Source organism: Rhodococcus sp. ACS1 (genome assembly GCF_002300155.1).
Classification (GTDB): Bacteria; Actinomycetota; Actinomycetes; order Mycobacteriales; family Mycobacteriaceae; genus Rhodococcus_F; species Rhodococcus_F koreensis.
In genome coordinates, this window is the sequence record NZ_NSDZ01000005.1 from 286038 (window position 1) to 302086 (window position 16049).

Annotated in this window: 14 protein-coding genes; 7 read left to right on the forward strand and 7 right to left on the reverse strand. The window is 69.1% G+C overall.

The window, feature by feature from the left end; translation table 11 throughout:
• The first annotated feature begins 193 nt into the window (after nucleotides 1–193).
• The 5 genes from CJ179_RS22110 (at nucleotide 194) to CJ179_RS22130 (ending at nucleotide 3815) form a co-directional block, all read left to right on the forward strand.
• Nucleotides 194–628, forward strand: a complete 435-nt coding sequence (locus CJ179_RS22110; RefSeq protein WP_072938224.1) for an SRPBCC family protein — start codon at nucleotides 194–196, stop codon at nucleotides 626–628.
• 140 nt (nucleotides 629–768) lie between these two features.
• Complete coding sequence (locus CJ179_RS22115) at nucleotides 769–1086, forward strand: YbaB/EbfC family nucleoid-associated protein (RefSeq protein WP_218028832.1); 318 nt, start codon at nucleotides 769–771, stop codon at nucleotides 1084–1086.
• Nucleotides 1087–1095: 9 nt separating this feature from the next.
• Nucleotides 1096–1704 (forward strand): recombination mediator RecR, encoded by a 609-nt coding sequence (gene recR / locus CJ179_RS22120; RefSeq protein ID WP_005248644.1) that lies wholly within the window; start codon nucleotides 1096–1098, stop codon nucleotides 1702–1704.
• Nucleotides 1701–2273, forward strand: a complete 573-nt coding sequence (locus tag CJ179_RS22125) for a TetR/AcrR family transcriptional regulator (RefSeq protein WP_072938221.1) — start codon at nucleotides 1701–1703, stop codon at nucleotides 2271–2273. The genes recR and CJ179_RS22125 overlap by 4 nt, the downstream gene beginning before the upstream one ends.
• An 84-nt stretch (nucleotides 2274–2357) precedes the next feature.
• Entirely contained in the window at nucleotides 2358–3815 is a 1458-nt protein-coding gene (locus CJ179_RS22130; RefSeq protein ID WP_095862911.1) for an MFS transporter, read from the forward strand.
• Nucleotides 3816–3940: 125 nt separating this feature from the next.
• Here the strand turns inward: CJ179_RS22130 and CJ179_RS22135 are convergent, their stop codons facing one another.
• Together CJ179_RS22135 and CJ179_RS22140 are read right to left on the reverse strand one after the other, a co-directional pair.
• Complete coding sequence (locus CJ179_RS22135; protein ID WP_072938215.1) at nucleotides 3941–4273, reverse strand: helix-turn-helix transcriptional regulator; 333 nt, start codon at nucleotides 4271–4273, stop codon at nucleotides 3941–3943.
• Nucleotides 4270–4716 carry an SRPBCC family protein gene (locus CJ179_RS22140; RefSeq protein WP_072938213.1) on the reverse strand — a complete coding sequence of 149 codons (447 nt, stop codon included), beginning with the start codon at nucleotides 4714–4716 and terminating at the stop codon, nucleotides 4270–4272. Before CJ179_RS22140 ends, CJ179_RS22135 begins: the two co-directional genes overlap by 4 nt.
• 203 nt (nucleotides 4717–4919) lie before the next feature.
• On the opposite strand from CJ179_RS22140, the gene CJ179_RS22145 reads away from it, so the two are divergent.
• A complete protein-coding gene (locus tag CJ179_RS22145) occupies nucleotides 4920–5936 on the forward strand; it encodes a type IV toxin-antitoxin system AbiEi family antitoxin domain-containing protein (protein ID WP_095862912.1) in 1017 nt (338 codons plus the stop codon).
• A gap of 80 nt (nucleotides 5937–6016) precedes the next feature.
• On the opposite strand, the gene CJ179_RS22150 is transcribed toward CJ179_RS22145, so the two are convergent.
• The 3 genes from CJ179_RS22150 to CJ179_RS22160 are packed head-to-tail and all read right to left on the reverse strand — an operon-like array spanning nucleotide 6017 to nucleotide 8916.
• Complete coding sequence (locus tag CJ179_RS22150; RefSeq protein ID WP_072938210.1) at nucleotides 6017–6727, reverse strand: type 1 glutamine amidotransferase; 711 nt, start codon at nucleotides 6725–6727, stop codon at nucleotides 6017–6019.
• The gene (locus tag CJ179_RS22155; protein WP_072938465.1) at nucleotides 6720–7973 is read right to left on the reverse strand and encodes a MurT ligase domain-containing protein; all 1254 of its coding nucleotides are present in this window, start codon (nucleotides 7971–7973) and stop codon (nucleotides 6720–6722) included. Before CJ179_RS22155 ends, CJ179_RS22150 begins: the two co-directional genes overlap by 8 nt.
• A 25-nt stretch (nucleotides 7974–7998) precedes the next feature.
• The gene (locus CJ179_RS22160) at nucleotides 7999–8916 is read right to left on the reverse strand and encodes an EamA family transporter (RefSeq protein ID WP_095862913.1); all 918 of its coding nucleotides are present in this window, start codon (nucleotides 8914–8916) and stop codon (nucleotides 7999–8001) included.
• A 72-nt stretch (nucleotides 8917–8988) separates the two neighbouring features.
• Between CJ179_RS22160 and CJ179_RS22165 the strand changes: the two genes are divergently transcribed.
• Complete coding sequence (locus CJ179_RS22165) at nucleotides 8989–9882, forward strand: LysR family transcriptional regulator (RefSeq protein ID WP_095862914.1); 894 nt, start codon at nucleotides 8989–8991, stop codon at nucleotides 9880–9882.
• A 58-nt stretch (nucleotides 9883–9940) separates the two neighbouring features.
• On the opposite strand, the gene CJ179_RS22170 is transcribed toward CJ179_RS22165, so the two are convergent.
• Together CJ179_RS22170 and CJ179_RS22175 are read right to left on the reverse strand one after the other, a co-directional pair.
• A complete protein-coding gene (locus CJ179_RS22170; protein ID WP_072938202.1) occupies nucleotides 9941–10321 on the reverse strand; it encodes an SHOCT domain-containing protein in 381 nt (126 codons plus the stop codon).
• A gap of 164 nt (nucleotides 10322–10485) precedes the next feature.
• Entirely contained in the window at nucleotides 10486–15972 is a 5487-nt protein-coding gene (locus CJ179_RS22175; protein WP_095862915.1) for a biotin carboxylase N-terminal domain-containing protein, read from the reverse strand.
• Between the last annotated feature and the right edge of the window lie 77 nt (nucleotides 15973–16049).

The following is a 16049-nucleotide window of genomic DNA, read 5'->3' on the forward strand; positions in this document are numbered from 1 at the left end:
GGGGGTTCAAGCCACGCATATCGGCGCGCGCGACCCAAGATTCACACAAATGTCTCATCAATGTGCGGGTCGCGACCATGCCGAAGTGAGCTACCTCACAATAGATTGCCACGTCATCGCCCGGACTCGAGGACGGAAGGCAGGATGGGAGGAGGAAGCAGTTTCGTACAAATCGTACAAGAGGAGTCAGACAGTGGGCCAGGTCAGCGCGAGCAGTTCGATCACCGTCGCAGCCACACCGGAGAAGGCGCTCGCGGCTTTGACGGACTACGAGACGGTGCGTCCGCGCATCCTCTCGGAGCAGTACCTGGACTACCGCGTCCTCGAGGGCGGGCAGGGCGACGGCACCGTCGCGCAGTGGACGCTGAAGGCCACCGAGAAGCGGTCCCGCGACATCAAGGCGACGGTCACCGTGGCGGGCAACACGATCACCGAGACGGACGCGAACTCGTCGCTCGTCACCACCTGGGTCGTCGCGCCGAGCGGCAGCGGGTCGACGGTCACCACGACCACCGAGTGGAAGGGTGCGGGCGGCATCGGCGGCTTCTTCGAGAAGACGTTCGCCCCGCTGGGTCTGAAGAAGATCCAGGGGCAGGTGCTGGCGAACCTCGAGCGCGAACTCGGCTGACCCGGTCCCGTTCGCTCCGGCGCCGTCGACGGGATTCGCACGACGGCGTCGGCGCCGGACCGCGCTGACGGTCACGGTCTACGCTGGCAGGGGAAACAGCAGAAAGGACCACGTCAGTGCAACCAGGTGGACAACCCGACATGTCGCAGCTCCTCGCGCAGGCGCAGCAGATGCAGCAGCAGCTGATGGCCGCGCAGCAGGAGATGGCCGAGGCCGAGGTCACCGGGCAGGCCGGTGGCGGACTCGTGACCGCGACGGTCAAGGGGACAGGTGAAGTGGTCGGTCTGAAGATCGATCCGAAGGTCGTCGATCCCGACGACGTGGAGACTCTGCAGGACCTCGTGATCGGTGCGATCGAGGACGCGTCGAGCAAGGCACAGGAGATCGCGGCGCAGAAGCTCGGTCCGCTCGCGGGTGGATTCGGTGGGGGCGGCCTGCCTGGCCTCCCCGGTTTCTAGAGGCGCGGCGTGTACGAAGGTCCGGTTCAGGATCTGATCGACGAGCTGGGCAAGCTGCCCGGCGTCGGGCCGAAGAGCGCGCAGCGCATCGCGTTCCACCTGCTCAGTGTCGAGCCGCCGGAGATCGACCGGCTCAAGAACGCGCTGCAGCGGGTGCGTGACGGCGTCCAGTTCTGCGTGGTGTGCGGCACGGTGTCCGACAAGGAGCACTGCCGCATCTGCGCCGATCCGCGCCGCGACCGCACGGTGATCTGTGTGGTCGAGGAGCCGAAGGACGTCCAGGCCGTGGAGCGCACCCGCGAGTTCAAGGGCCGCTATCACGTTCTGGGCGGCGCGCTGGATCCGCTGTCCGGGGTGGGCCCCGACCAGCTGCGGATCCGGGAGTTGCTCGCGCGCATCGGTAATCAGGAGGACGGCGTCGACGTCTCCGAGGTGATCATCGCGACCGATCCCAACACCGAGGGCGAGGCCACCGCGACGTATCTGGTGCGGATGCTTCGGGACTTCCCCGGTCTCACGGTCAGCCGGCTCGCGTCGGGTCTGCCGATGGGCGGCGACCTCGAGTTCGCCGACGAGCTCACGCTGGGCCGGGCGTTGTCGGGGAGGCGCACGCTGTGACGTCGGATCCGGGCACCGCGGCGCCGGTGAAGCGGACGGCCGAACAGTCGCGGTCGCTGATCGTCGACGCTGCGGGCCGGGCGTTCGCGACGCGTCCGTATCGGGAGATCACGCTCAAGGACATCGCCGAGGACGCGGGGGTCAGCGCACCGCTGATCATCAAGTACTTCGGGTCGAAGGAGCAGCTGTTCGACGCCCTCGTCGACTTCCGTGCCGCCGCGGAGCTGCTGTTCAGCGGTCCGCTGGACGGTCTCGGTGAGCGGATGGTGTCGATGTTCGCGCGGCCGCTCGAGCCGTACAAGCCGTTGTCGCTGAGCATCCTGTTCATGAGCGGGCCGAGCGAGGAGGCCAGCCGGAAGCTGCGGGCCAATTATTCGACGCAGATGATCGACACGCTGGCCGAACGACTGCCCGGGTCGGGTGGCCGGCTGCGCGCGGAACTGGTGATGTCGATGCTGACGGGTCTCGCCGTCATGCGCCGCAAGATGATGCAGGAGCATGCGACGGGCACCCCGGACGAGGTCGTGGCGCAGTACGCCCCGCTGGTGCAGGAGTTGCTCGACGGCTGAGGGCGGATTGTCGGGCTTGCGGGGTAAATGGTTGTTCACCTAATGTGGTGAACAACCATTTACCAGCTGCGCGAGGGGTGACATTTGACGATCTCGTTGCCGCGCCCGCTCTCGGCGCTCGCGGATCACCCGGGCGCGCAACCCGCATCGGCCAACGGATCGCGTTACCTCTTCCCGATTCTCGCGTTCGCGGGCGTGTTCCAGGCCGTCCTGCAGACGGTCATGGTGCCCCTCCTGCCCAGCATGCCGACGTTCACCGGCGCGAGTCAGACGTCGGTGTCCTGGCTGATCACCACCACCCTCCTGGTCGGCGCGGTGGTCACCCCGATCTTCGGCAGGCTCGCCGACATGTTCGGCAAGAAGCGGATGCTTCTCGTCGCCTTCGCGTTCATGACGATCGGCGCGTTGATCTGCGCCGTGACGTCCGACATCGCCTTCCTGATCTTCGCGCGGGGACTGCAGGGGGCGGGCGCCGCCGTCATCCCGGTCGGAATCTCGATCCTCCGCGACGAACTGCCGCGTGAGAAGGTCCACGGCGCCATTGCCATGATGAGTTCGACCCTCGGGATCGGCACCGCGCTCGGACTGCCGTTCGCGGCGGCCGTCGCCGAGTACTCCAACTGGCACGTGCTCTTCTGGGTCATCGCGGGAATCGGGCTCGCGGTCACCGTGGCCGCGGTGCTGTTCATCCGCGAGTCCGAGGTGCGGTCGGGCGGGCGGTTCGACGGGGTCGGCGCCGTCGGCCTCACCGCCGCGCTCGTCTGCCTGCTCGTCCCGATCACCCAGGGCAGCTCGTGGGGCTGGGGAAGTCCCGCGGTGCTCGGCATGTTCGGGTCCGCGGTGTTCCTGTTCGCGCTGTGGGGATATCAGCAGCTACGCAACCGGAACCCGCTCGTGGACCTGCGGGTGTCGGCGCGACGGTCGGTGCTGCTGCCCCACGTCACGGCGCTGCTCGTCGGCTTCGCGTTCTACGGAAACGCCCTCATCACCACGCAGCTGCTTCAGGCGCCCCGTGGCGACGCCGGCTACGGCCTGACCATCCTCCAGGCCGCGGTGTGCCAGCTCCCGACGAGCCTGTCGATGATTGTGTTCGCGCAGGTCGGCGCCCGGGTGTCCGAGCGCTACGGGTCCAAGGTGACGATCCTGTCGGGCGCGATCTGCCTGGTCCTCGGCTACGCACTGCACACCGTGCCGCACAAGGAGCTGTGGCTGGTGATCGCGGCTCTCGGGGTCGCGGCCACCGGCACGGCGCTGGTGTACAGCACGCTGCCGATGCTGATCGTCCGTGCCGTGCCGTCCACGCAGATGGCCGCGGCCAACGGCGTCAACGTGTTGCTGCGGACGATGGGCACGACCATGTGCAGTGCGGTCGTCGCGACGGTCCTGGCGGCGAGCATGGTGGGCGGGGTCGCATCCGCCGCCGGATTCTCGATCGCCTACGGGGTGTGCGCCGTGATCGCGGTCCTGGTGTTCGCGGTATCCCTGACCCTGCCCGGGCACGATCGGACGAAGAAAAGTCCGGTGGAACCCCTTGTGACGTAGATCACTCGCGTGTATCGTCAGTGATGCGGATCGAGGAAATGTACCTGTGAGCAGAGAAAACTCGAGAAGCAGAGATCCGGCCGAGAATGCAGAAGCATTCCCGGCCGAACCCCTGTCTGGGGTCTTTACTCCTCCATCGATTCCGCGATCTCCTTGATGGCGGCCAAACGACGGTCCCACTCGGCCCCGATCCGCTCCAGCGTCCGCGCCGTCTTGTTCAGTTCGGCGCCCAGCGCGCGGTAGCGGATCTCGCGGCCCACCTTCACCGACTCGACCAGCCCGCACGCCTGTAGCGCGGTCAGGTGCTTCGCGATGGCCTGCCGCGACACCGGAAGTCGCGTGGCCAGCGACGACGCCGACTGGTCTGATCGCCCCAGTTCGGTCAGGATCTCCCAGCGGGTCTCGTCGGACAGCGCCGCGAACACCGAGGCCAGTTCGGCATACGTGCCCACCGTCATGCCTTCACGCCGTGCAGGTACGCGACCAGTTCGTCGAGTTCGGCATGCCAGCCCTGGACGTTGGCCTCGCGGGCCCGCTTCTGGTCGGCAACGTCGCGGTCGAGGTCGTCGAATCCGGTTTCGACGACGGTCAGTTCGGTGCCGGCGGCGTGCTCGGACAGCGTGAACCGCACCAGAGTCGAGTTGCCGATCACCGGGTCGGCGTCGATGTCGGCGGCCCAGCGGAAGCCGAACGCGTTCGGTTCGTCGACCTCCGTGACGACGGCGCGGGCGGTGCCGTGCTCGTCCCACGTGAAGGCGGCCTCGCCGCCGACGCTGAGATCGAGCGATGTGCGCTGCCCGAACCACTGACTGATCTTGTCGGGATCCGTGATCGCCGCCCACACCGCCGATCTCGGGGCGTTCACGACAACGGTCCGGGTGATGCTGCTCGATGCGTCCATGACGGCCACCTTCCTCGCGGGTTATTCTGCAACTCCATGGTTGCACATGTCGCTCGCTTTGTGCAACTGCCAGGTTGCACTGATGCGTGAGTGGCAAAGCGTGCCCCAGGACGCTTTGCCACTCACCTGGTTTATGCACAGCCTGTGGATAACTGGGTCTGCGGGACCGATCCTTGTCGGAGCGGGCCGACACCGTTTCCGGCATGGAACACGACTCTTGGCAAGCACTTCTCGACGCCCAGGACGGCGTCGTCACCACGGCACAGCTACGGGCGCACGGCGTCAGTGCCACCGCACTCCGGCACCGGGTGGTCACCGGGCAATGGTTAAGGGTGTTTCCCCGGGTAATCGCGGTGACCAACGGCCCGCTCACACGCCCGATGGCCCTCTCCGCCGCGCTCCTCTACGGTGGCGGGCGCGCGATCCTCAGTCACCGGACCGCGGCCGAGGAGTGGGGGATGCTCCGCATCGACGACCCGTCCGCTCCCGTCCACATCACCGTGCCCTACAAGTGCTCGGCGGTGAACCAGGGGCCGACGGTACGTGCACCGGGCGGTCCACGCCCGACCTCCGCCGGCAACGCCGTCGTGCACGGCGGCGTCGTGGTCCATAGGTCCCGGGCGTTCGGGCACATCGCCGTCCCGTTCCGCCAACCCCGAACATCGAAGGCCGACACGGTGTTCGACCTCGCTGTGTCCGAGGCAACCCCGAAGGAAGCGGCCGCGCGATTGATCGAAGCGGCCACCAACGGCAAGGTCCACGTCGACGCCCTCCGTCGGAAACTCGAGCTGCGGCGCCCGTACCGGCACGCGACGGACATCGCCGACGCCGTGACGCTGCTCGGCGACGGCGTCCAATCCGTCCTCGAACACCGATATGCGCTCGACGTCGAGAGGTCGCACGGACTGCCGACGGGGAAACGCCAGATGCCGCACGTCGTGGACGGCCGGATTCTGTACGAGGACGTCGACTACAGCCCGACGGGAGTCCCGCTGATCGTCCGGCTCGACGGGCAGCAGTACCACAGCGGCCGGCAGTCCCGCTTCCGTGACCGTCGACGTGACAATGCCGCGGAACTCGCCGATCGTCCGCGGTTGGTCTACGGGTGGGACGAGACCACCCGCGACCCGTGCGGGGTGTTCGAGGAGGTGCGCCGGGTGCTGGTCCGTGAGGGCTGGGCCGACACGACGCACCGCTGTCCCGCCTGCCCACGTGAGTGAAAAAGAGTGTCCGGGGACGCTTTCCCACTCACCTGCGCAGGTGAGTGGAAAAGCGTGCGGGACCACGCTTTGGCGCTCACCTAGACGCGCAGGCGCTCCCGGCGCAGCTGCTCGACCTCGGGCAGGTCGAGGGGCGCGAGTTCGTCGACGCCCAGCGCCCGCTTCAGCAGCAGGTCGGCGAGTTCGGGGTTGCGGGCGAGCGCGGGTCCGTGCATGTACGTGCCGATCACGGAACCCTGCACGACGCCTTCGAGCCCGTCCCCGACACCGTTGCCGACGCCGTGCGTGACCCGGGCGAGACCGCGGGCTCCGGCGCCGAGTGTGGTTCCGCCGCGGTGGTTTTCGAACCCCGTCAGCGGCTGCGTCAACCCGTCGATCTGCGGGGCCGTGATCACCTCGCCGATGGACCGCGTCGCCTGCGGGGACGTGGTGACGTCGAGCATCGACACACCGTCGACGCGTTCGCCGCTCGACGTCTCGTACCAGTTGCCGAGCACCTGGATGGCGGCACAGATCGCCAGGACGGGGGCGCCGCGTTCGGCGGCCTTCTGCAGTCCGGGGTACTTGGCGAGGTGCCGGGTGGCGAGGCGCTGCGCCGAGTCCTCGGCGCCGCCGAGCGTGTACACGTCGAGGGACTCCGGGACCGGGTCGTTCAGCGTGATCTCGACGATCTCCGCGTCGTAGCCGCGCATCCGCAGTCGCTGCCGGAGGATCAGGGCGTTGCCGCCGTCGCCGTAGGTGCCCATCACGTCGGGCAGCACCAGGCCGATGCGGACGGTCGAGTCAGGCATTGCGCGCCTCCTTCGCGATGGCGGTGTTGAGGTCGCGGAACGCGGTGTAGTTGGCGAGTACCTCGACGCGTCCGGGCGGGCAGGACGCGATGGCCCGCAACGGGTTCGGGTCAAGGGTGTGCTCGACTCCGGCGTACGTGAGGCGGACGGCCAGGTCGGTGCCGCGTTCGCCGGCCGCCACCACCTTGACGCCCTCGAAGTGCTCGAACCGCACGTCCCACAGCCAGGACAGGTCCTCGCCGTCGGGGACCTGCCCGTTGACGGCGATCACGAGGCCGTCGACGGTGGGGTCGATCATCGACAGCGCTTCCTGCCAGCCGGCGGGGTTCTTGGCGAGCAGCATGTGCACGGAGTGCGAACCGACCTCGACGGTGCTGTAGCGGCCCGCGACCTCCTGCACGGTGGCCGCGGCGGCGACCGCGTCCTCCGCCTTGGCGCCCATCGCGACGGCCGCCGCGACGGCCTGCGCGGCGTTGCCGCGGTTGGCGCGCCCGGGTAGGGCGAGCGTCATCGGGATCTTCAGACCGTCGGGCCCGTACAGGTTTTCGTCGTCCAGCCACCAGTCGGGGGTGGGGCGCGCGAAGTCGGAGCCGGTGCTGCGCCAGTGGGAGCCCTCCCAGACGATGGGTTCGCCGGTGCGCGGACAGCTGGCGGCGTCGCTGGCCCAGCCGCCGCCCGCGGCGACCCAGACGACGTTCTTCGCGTCGTAGGCGACCGAGGTGACGAGGACGTCGTCGCAGTTGGCGATCACGACGGACTCCGGGTGCGCGGCGACGCAGGCGCGGAGTTTGCGTTCGATCATGTTGATCTCGCCGACGCGGTCGAGCTGATCGCGGCTGAGATTGAGCAGAACGAGGGCTTCGGGGTTGACGGCGTCGCTGACGTGCGGGACGTGCAGTTCGTCGACCTCGAGGGCGGCGAGGGGCGCGTGGACGCGGGTGCTGAGCGCGGCGACGATGCCGGCGTCCATGTTGGCGCCGTCCGCCTGCGTCGCGACCTCACCGAGCGTGGAGAGCGCCGCCGCTGTCATCCGGGTGGTGGTGGACTTGCCGTTGGTGCCGGTGATCACCGCGGTGCGCCGGTGGGCGCCGAGCTGTTCCATCAGGGTCGGGTCGATCTTGAGGGCGATCAGTCCGCCGATCATCGAGCCCTTGCCGCGCCCGGCCTTCTGCGACGCCCACGAGGCCGCGGCCGCTGCGCGCAGGGCGACCTTGCCGCGCGTCGTGATCCCAGTTCCAGTACTCACTCCGCGAGTTTTGCACAGGGTCCGGTCAGACGCCGACTCGCGCGGGGGCACGTGAGTGCGAAAGTGTGCTCGGACGCACTTTGCCACTCACCTGGGTGGCGGTGGCACCGGCGATGACGACGGCCCCGCCGATCAGCGATAGGACGCTCGGCTCCTCGTGCAGCACCAGCCAGGACGCCCCGATCCCGACGATCGGGACCAGCAGGGAGAACGGCGCGACCATCCCGGCGGGGTAGCGGCTGAGCAGCGCCGTCCACAGACCCGAGCCCGCGACCGTGCCGAGGATCACGATGTAGGCGAGGCCCGCGAGCGCCAGCGGGCCGGCGCCGTGCAGCGAGGACGTCAGGGAGTCCCAGCCGGCCGACGGGCCCTCCACACCGAGCGACAGCGCCAGCATCGGCAGCGGTGGGATGACGCACATCCACAGCATCAGACGCATCGGCTGATCCGACGCGGCCTTGCGATTGCCGATGTTGCCCAGCGCCCACGACAGTCCCGCGAGCAGGGTCAGGGCCACCGGCAGCAGCGCGGCGTGCTGGGCGCGGTCCCAGCCGATGAGGGTCATCCCGGCGATCGCCACGAGCAGCCCGCCCACCTGCGTCGGCCGCAGCCGCTCCCGCAGCGCGGCCGCGCCGAGGACCACCGTGAACGGCGCCGAGGACTGCAGCACCAGCGACGCCAGCCCGGTCGGCATCCCGACGTGCATGGCCCAGAACAGGAACGCGAACTGGCCGACGCCGAATCCGAGGCCGTACACGAGCAGCCATTTCAGCGGGACCTGCGGACGGGGAACGAACAGGATCACCGGGATCGCGATGACGAAGAATCGCAGGGCCGCGAAGAAGAACGGCGGGAAGTGGTCGAGGCCGGCGCGGATGGCGAGGAAGTTGAGCCCCCACAGGACGACGACGGTGAGTCCGAGCAGCCGGTCGCGGGAGGTCATGCATTCCATCGTGAGGGCGGGAAACAATCAGGACAAGCGCATTAAAGTGCACCATCGATGTAGTTTTGCTACATGGATGCGACCCGGTTGCGCGTGCTCCGCGAGCTCGCGGACCGCGGGACGGTGGCGGCGACCGCGCAGGCGTTGTCGATGACGCCGTCGGCGGTGTCGCAGCAGCTCAAGATCCTCTCGCGGGAGGCCGGGGTGACGCTGCTCGAACCGGCAGGCCGCCGGCTGCGGCTCACCGATGCCGGTCAGGCCCTCGTCGTCCGCGCCGACGACGTCGTGGCCGCCCTGGACCGCGCGGCGGCGGAGATGAGCGCCTACCGCGGTTCGCCGCGCGGCCGGGTGCGGGTGGCGCTGTTCCCGTCCGGCGCCGCGCTGCTGCTGCCCGGACTACTGGACGCGCTCGCGGGAAGCGGGGTGGATGTGCAGGCGCGGGACGAGGACCTGCCCGCGGCCGCGGTGCCCGCACTGCTCGCCGATTACGACGTGGTGCTGACCCACCGCGACGAGCGGGCCCCGGACACGTCGTCGCCGCGGGTGACGGCCGAGCCGCTGATGCGCGAGCCCATCGACCTCATCCTGCCGCCCGGCCATCCGCTCGCCGGACAGGACGCGGTCCGGCCGGACCAGCTGGCGGACGAGCGGTGGATCAGTGTGCGCGGCGGATTTCCCGTCGACGACGTGCTGATGTCGGTGGCCGCCGCGACCGGTGTGCAGCCGCACGTGGCGATGCGCATCAACGACTTCCGGGTCATCGAGGAACTCGTCGCCGGCGGTCACGGCGTGGCCCTGCTGGCCCGGCACGCGGTGACCAGCCGCGCGGTGGTCCAGCTTCCCCTGGCCGGGGTGCGCGCCGCCCGCATCTACGAACTGGCGCGCAGACCCGCAGCCGACGACGTTCCCGCCGTCGCCACCGTGCTGCAGGCGTTCCGGGACGTCGCGGCCCGGATCGCGGAGTGAAGGGACCGGAAACGGAAGAAGGCCCGCCGGGCAGGCGGGCCTTCATCGGGGCGGGCGCTCAGCTGCTCAGCGCCTTCGCCTTCAGCGTGTCGTATTCCGCCTGCGTGATGGTGCCCGCGTCGAGGAGGGCCTTCGCGTCCGCGATCTGCTCGGCCGAGGACTTGCCCGCGACGGAACGGATGTAGCTGTCCTGCGCCTGCTTCGCCTCCTGCGCGGCCGCCATCGACCGCTCGGCCATGCTCTTGCTCCGGGTGATGAGGTACACGAGCGCGGTCAGCAGCGGGACGAAGAACAGGAAGACGATCCAGATCGCCTTCACCCAGCCCGACGTCTTATGGTCGCGGAACAGGTCGGTGATGATGGAGAACAACAGGATCAGGTAGGCCACGAAGCCGAAGGTGACGATGATCACCCAGAGAAAGTCCCAGAAAGAGTCCATAGCAGCGCTCCATTCACAGTCGAATTCACTCTGCGCTGACTATCGCACCGGGTCGGGGCGCCCGCGTCATCCGAAACAGGTGAAATGCGGGCCGACCTGACGCCACGCCCGCGAACGCCGAACGGCCGCGACACCGGTAGGTGCCGCGGCCGTTCGGGTGGGGACTACTTGCCGGCTTCGACCGCCCGGCGCATGCCGCGCTCGACCGCACCGATGATGTACGGACGCAGCTCCACGGCGGGGATGACGGCGTCGACGGAGCCGACCCGCTGTGCCCGCTGGATGTTGTGCACGGCCTCGAACTCGGCCGCGACCTCACCGAGCTTCTCGTTCCGCACCGCAGCCTGCTGGGCCGCCAGCTCCACCCGCAGGTGAGCCTGCTGGGCGTCGTTCTGGGCGCCCGCCAGGTTGGCCTCGAGCTCCCGGATCGACGGGTCCGCCGCCACCCGCGAGTTGACCTCACGGGTGAAGACGACGGCCGCGGCGGGGGCGCCACCGAGGACCGAGGCGAACGAGCCCTCGACCGCCAGCACCTCCATGTTGTCGTTCAGTGCTCCGGAGAACACCACGAACGCGCCACCGTGGTAGCGGGAGACGACGCAGAACACGATCGGGCCGTCGAAATTGACGATGGCGCGGCCGATCTCGGCGCCGTACTCGAGCTGGATGTGCCGCAGCGAGTCCGGGGAACCGTCGAATCCGGACAGGTTGGCCAGCACCACGAGCGGCCGGCTGCCGCTGGCGGCGTTGATCGCGCGGGCCGTCTTCTTCGACGACTGCGGGAACAGCGTGCCCGCGGTCCACTGGTCGGGACCGTTGGCCGGCGACCATCCCTTACGGGCGATGGCCCGCGACTCGATGCCGATGACGCTCACCGGGTATCCGCCGAGGTGTGCGTCGAACACGACGGACGTGTCGGCGTCCGCCATGTCGGCCCACCGCTCCAGCACCGTGTGGTCCTGGTCGACGAGTGAACGCATCACCGTGCGAATGTCGAACGGCTTCTTGCGTTCCGGGTTCGTCTCCGCGGAGAAGATGTCGCCGACCGTGGTGAAGTCGCTGGACGGGTGGATGTGCGGGAAGGACCGCACGTCGCGCCCGATCGGGTCGCTGGTCTGCGCCCGACGCGGGAAGCGTTCTCCGGCAACGACGTACGCGTGGTCGTAGTGCGCGAACAGGATCTCGCACGCGGCGGGCAGGTTCGGCGCCCAGTACTGCGCCTCACCGTTGGGGCCCATCACGCGGTCGTAACCACCGATGCCGAAGTTGTCCTCGGCCGAGACGCCACCCGAGTAGTCGAGCGAGTTCTTGCCGGTGAGCACCATGGCGCTGTCGGGCGTCATGACGAGGATGCCCTTGGTGTGCATCAGCATCGTGGCTTCGGCGTTCCAGTACGGCTGCGCACCGACGTTGATGCCGGCCACGATCACGTTGACCTCGCCACCGTCCTGCGTGAACGTGATGAGGCGACGCAGGCCGCGGGACACCCAGTCCATGTTCTCGGTGCCGCTGTCCATGGAGATCGTCGCGCCGGACGACAGCGCGAACCACTCGACGGGAACACCCAGCTTCTCGGCCAGGTCGACACCGGCGACGAGGCGGGCGCACTCGGCCTCCGCGACGGTGCCCAGTGCCTTCGTCGGGTCACCGAACAGCGCGACGCGGGTCATGCCCTCGGGGTGCCGGTCGGTGCGGGCCGTGACCAGACCGACGACGAGGCCGGCCTTGTTCTGGCCGTACGGACGCTCCACGGGCACCAACTGGCCCGACTCGTCCAGGTCGTGCTCGACGAAGCTGCCGTCGCGACCGGTGAGCAGCGGGATCAGCTCGTACGGGTAGACGGTGCCGCGGGCACGGGAGCTGCGGACCTTCTGCGTGTACGCGTCGAGCGGCTGCAGCGGCTCGGTCGGCGGTTCGGTGACCTTGACGACCACACCGGCGCCGGTGCGGTAGGAGAAGCGCAGAGCCTTCTCCCGCGACTCCGTGCCGGGCTCGCCCTGGAGGCGGGCGATCACGGTGATCTCCTCGAGTCCGGCACCCGCGGTGAGCGGTGCCGCGACCCGGGCGAACGCCTCGAGATCCTCGACGGGAACGTCGATCTTCGGCCACACGTACAGCACGACGCGGTTGGCGTCGAGCTTGCGCTTGCTGCCGCGCGTGGCCTGCGCCCGGCGGATGCCGTCGAGGCACGACTGCAGCACGCGTTCCGCGGCGGGAACACCGATGACCTGGCCGTCCTCGTTGCGGACCGGCGTGATGTCGCGGACCTCGGCGAGCGCGATGAGGCGTTCGTCGGTGGGGTTGTCGCGCGAGACCAGGTTGAACAGGAACGTCTCGGCGGCCGCGGGGAGGCGGGTGCCGTCGAAGTTCTTCAGACGCCACAGGTCGAGTCGCTGGCCGGTGAGCGGGTGCATGTCCCGGATCAGCTTCTCCTCCGCGAGGACACCAGCGTCCGGGCGGTAGGTGAACTTGCGGACGTCGACGTCGGTTCCGCCGAAGACGGACACCGTGACGCGGCGGCAGGTCGCGGCCAGCGGCAGCGCCGTCAGCGCCTTCCGCAGGTCCTCGGACATGGTGTCCGGGTCGGCGGGCGGCGCGGTCCACGACAGGTAGAGGTCGAGGACGAGGTTCTCGGGGTTCTCCGAGGCGACGGCACCGATCTCGTCGAGCGCGCCGGGCAGTTCGGCGTACTCGCCGACGGCGGAGACCAGGTTCAGGCGCTCGCCGAGCAGGTCGAAGTTGCCGGTGACGAAACGGCGTCCGTTGCGTTCGAAGGCGGTGACGTCCTCGAGCGTGCGGATGTCGTAGTAGCGCCGGGTGACGACCTCGAGCAGCGGGCCGACGGTCGTGCTCTTGCGTGCGATCCGCTGTCCGAGGAGCTCGGTCAGCGACTGCGGGGTGGCGACCAGGGCCTCGAGGCGTTCCTGGTAGTCGCCGGCGCCGGGGTTCTCGGCGAGGTACTCGAGGCTGCCGCGGACACCGTCGTACACCTGCTCGCGGGCCTTGCGGATCTGCGGCTCGTCGAAGAACCGGAACCGCACGTTGCGGGCAACGTTGCCGATCACCGGGTAACGGACCTGGGTGGCGGTGATGAGCCGGTCCAGGACCTCGCCGAGTCCGCTGGGTGCGCGGCCGGGAGCGTTGCCCTCGTTCAGCCACCGGTCGAGCAGGGCGGCGATGACGGGAACCTGGTTGTCCATGCGCTGCTGCGCGAGGAACAGGCGGTAGACCGCCTCCTCCAGCTCGCCGTTGCGCTCGAGGTCGGTGACGTCGTAGTGACGCAGCGCCCGCGACAGCCGGGTCGTGAACGACTCCGGCAGGCCTTCGAGTTCGACGTCGAGGGTGTGCAGGTAGGTGTGGAAGTGCTCGCGCGGGCTGTGGACGCGCTCGTCAGCGTCCTCCTCGGCTGCGGTGGGACGGTTACGTCCGATCTCGCAGATGTCGGCGAACGTGTTCAGCAGGGCGAGTTCCGCCTGCACCAGATCCGCGTCGCCCGCGATGTCGGCGCGAAGCTTCTCGTAGTCGGCGAGGAGCACGCCTGCCCGCTTCGCGCTGACGTCGTACCCGGTGAGCAGCGCGGCGAGCGCGTCGATCTGCTCGAGGGCGTCGGTGCGGACGTCGCCCTTCGAGGCGGGGACGGCGACCACGAATTCGACGCGCGGCGACTTCGGAGCGGTGGACTCCTCCGCGGTCTCCTCGACGCGCAGCAGTGCGGTGCCGGCGTCGACCTGGGAGTTGACCATCGCGAGAACTTCGCGGACCCGGCCTGCGACGGGCGCACGGACGGCGGTCTCCATCTTCATGCTCTCGAGGACGACCAGCGTGTCGCCTACCTCGACCTCGTCGCCGACGGACACGGGCACCGCGACCACGACTGCGGGAGCGGGTGCGCGGACGACACCGGCCTCGTCCTGGCTGATCTGGTGGCTGATGCCGTCGACCTCGACGAGGTACTGGGCGCGGCCGGCGACCGACACCACGTGGTGGCGGCGGGTGCCGACGACGAGGCGGCTCTCGAATTCGCTGAGCCGATCGACCTCGACCTCGACGTCGGGGCTGTCGCCGTCGACACGGTAGGTGTGGGCGCCGACCTGCGTGACGGTGAGGCCGTAGGCCTGGCCCTGGTAGCTGAGCTCGACCTTGCGGCCGATGGCGTGACCGGCGCGGGGGCGGCCACCGCGAGCGGACGACAGGAACGCCTCCCGCTCGAGCTTCTCCTCGGCGTCGTAGACGTCGATGGCGGCGGCGATCAGTGCGACATCGGCCACCTTGGTGGGCGTCGTGACGCTACCGACGCCGGTGCGGTCGAGCCAGCCGGTGTCCGCGGACGCGGAGATGACCTCGTCGCGGTCGAGCAGTTCGAGGAGGAACGACTTCGTGGTGGTGCCGCCCTGCAGGACGACGGTGGTCTCGCGCAGTGCGGTGCGCAGACGCGCGAGGGCCTCGGAGCGGTCGCGACCCCAGGCGATGACCTTGGCGACCATCGAGTCGTAGTCGGGCGGGATGACGTCGCCCTGGGCGATGCCGGTGTCGACGCGGAGACCGCTGCCGAGCGGGAACTTGAGCAGCTGCACGGCGCCGGGTGCGGGAGCGAAGCCGTTGGCGGCGTCCTCCGCGTTGAGGCGGGCCTCGACGGCGTGACCGAACTCGGGCGGGCAGTCGCCGACGAGCGGCTCACCGCTGGCGACGAGGATCTGCAGCTTCACCAGGTCGATGCCCGTGGTGGCCTCGGTGATGGGGTGCTCCACCTGCAGGCGGGTGTTGACCTCGAGGAACGTGAACGTCTTCTGCTCGGGCTGGTACAGGTACTCGACCGTGCCGGCGCCGCGGTAGCCGGCGGCGCGCACGAGCTCGGCGGAGACGGTGCGCAAGTGGTTCGACTGCTCGGTGGTGAGGAGCGGGGAGCTGGACTCCTCGATGACCTTCTGGTTCTTGCGCTGGATGGAGCAGTCGCGCACACCGGGAGCCCAGACGTTGCCGAAGTTGTCGGCAATGACCTGTACCTCGACGTGGCGTGCGTCGGTGACCAGCCGCTCGATGAACACGACGGGGTCGCCGAAGGACCGCTGGGCCTCACCCTGGGTGCGTTCGAGCGCGAGTTCGAGTTCGTCTTCCGACCACACCTTGCGGATACCGCGGCCACCGCCGCCGGAGCGGGCCTTGATGATGAGCGGGTAGCCGATGGCCTGGGCGTGACGGCGGGCGTCGGCGCGGGTGGCGACGGGGCCACCGCTCCACGGTGCGACCGGGACCTCCACCTTCTCGGCGAGGAGCTTGGCCTCGACCTTGTCGCCCAGCAGGCGCATCGATTCGGCGGGCGGGCCGATGAACGTGATGCCGAGCTGCTCGCAGACCTCGACGAACGCGGGATCCTCGGCGACGAAGCCCCAGCCGACCCACACGGCGTCGGCCTTGCTCTCGCGCAGCGCGCGGGCCAGCTCGGCGTGGTCGAGGTAGGCGGTGCCGGTCTTGACTGTGCGCAAGCACACACCTTCGTCGGCCTGCCGGACGAACATCGCGCGACGTTCCGCCTCGGTGTGCAGGGCGATCGTGCGGATGCCGTAGTTGTGCTCGGCGTTCAGTTCGCGCACCGCGCGAATCAGGCGGACGGCCGCCTCGCCGCGGTTCACTATCGCTATTCGCTTGAACATCTGTTATCGCTCCGTTTCCGTAAAACTCATTGATCCGCAGAGTGTTTCGATGGCCAAGGCCATGTCCGCCGAGGACT

What these genes read in the sequence shown, in the direction of transcription:
- CJ179_RS22165 (WP_095862914.1), top strand. Translation starts at nt 8,989, where the DNA reads ATGGATGCGACCCGGTTGCGCGTGCTCCGCGAGCTCGCGGACCGCGGG.
- CJ179_RS22115 (WP_218028832.1), top strand. Translation starts at nt 769, where the DNA reads ATGTCGCAGCTCCTCGCGCAGGCGCAGCAGATGCAGCAGCAGCTGATG.
- CJ179_RS22145 (WP_095862912.1), top strand. Translation starts at nt 4,920, where the DNA reads ATGGAACACGACTCTTGGCAAGCACTTCTCGACGCCCAGGACGGCGTC.
- CJ179_RS22175 (WP_095862915.1), bottom strand. Translation starts at nt 15,972, where the DNA reads ATGTTCAAGCGAATAGCGATAGTGAACCGCGGCGAGGCGGCCGTCCGC.
- CJ179_RS22170 (WP_072938202.1), bottom strand. Translation starts at nt 10,321, where the DNA reads ATGGACTCTTTCTGGGACTTTCTCTGGGTGATCATCGTCACCTTCGGC.
- CJ179_RS22150 (WP_072938210.1), bottom strand. Translation starts at nt 6,727, where the DNA reads ATGCCTGACTCGACCGTCCGCATCGGCCTGGTGCTGCCCGACGTGATG.
- CJ179_RS22160 (WP_095862913.1), bottom strand. Translation starts at nt 8,916, where the DNA reads ATGACCTCCCGCGACCGGCTGCTCGGACTCACCGTCGTCGTCCTGTGG.
- CJ179_RS22140 (WP_072938213.1), bottom strand. Translation starts at nt 4,716, where the DNA reads ATGGACGCATCGAGCAGCATCACCCGGACCGTTGTCGTGAACGCCCCG.
- CJ179_RS22135 (WP_072938215.1), bottom strand. Translation starts at nt 4,273, where the DNA reads ATGACGGTGGGCACGTATGCCGAACTGGCCTCGGTGTTCGCGGCGCTG.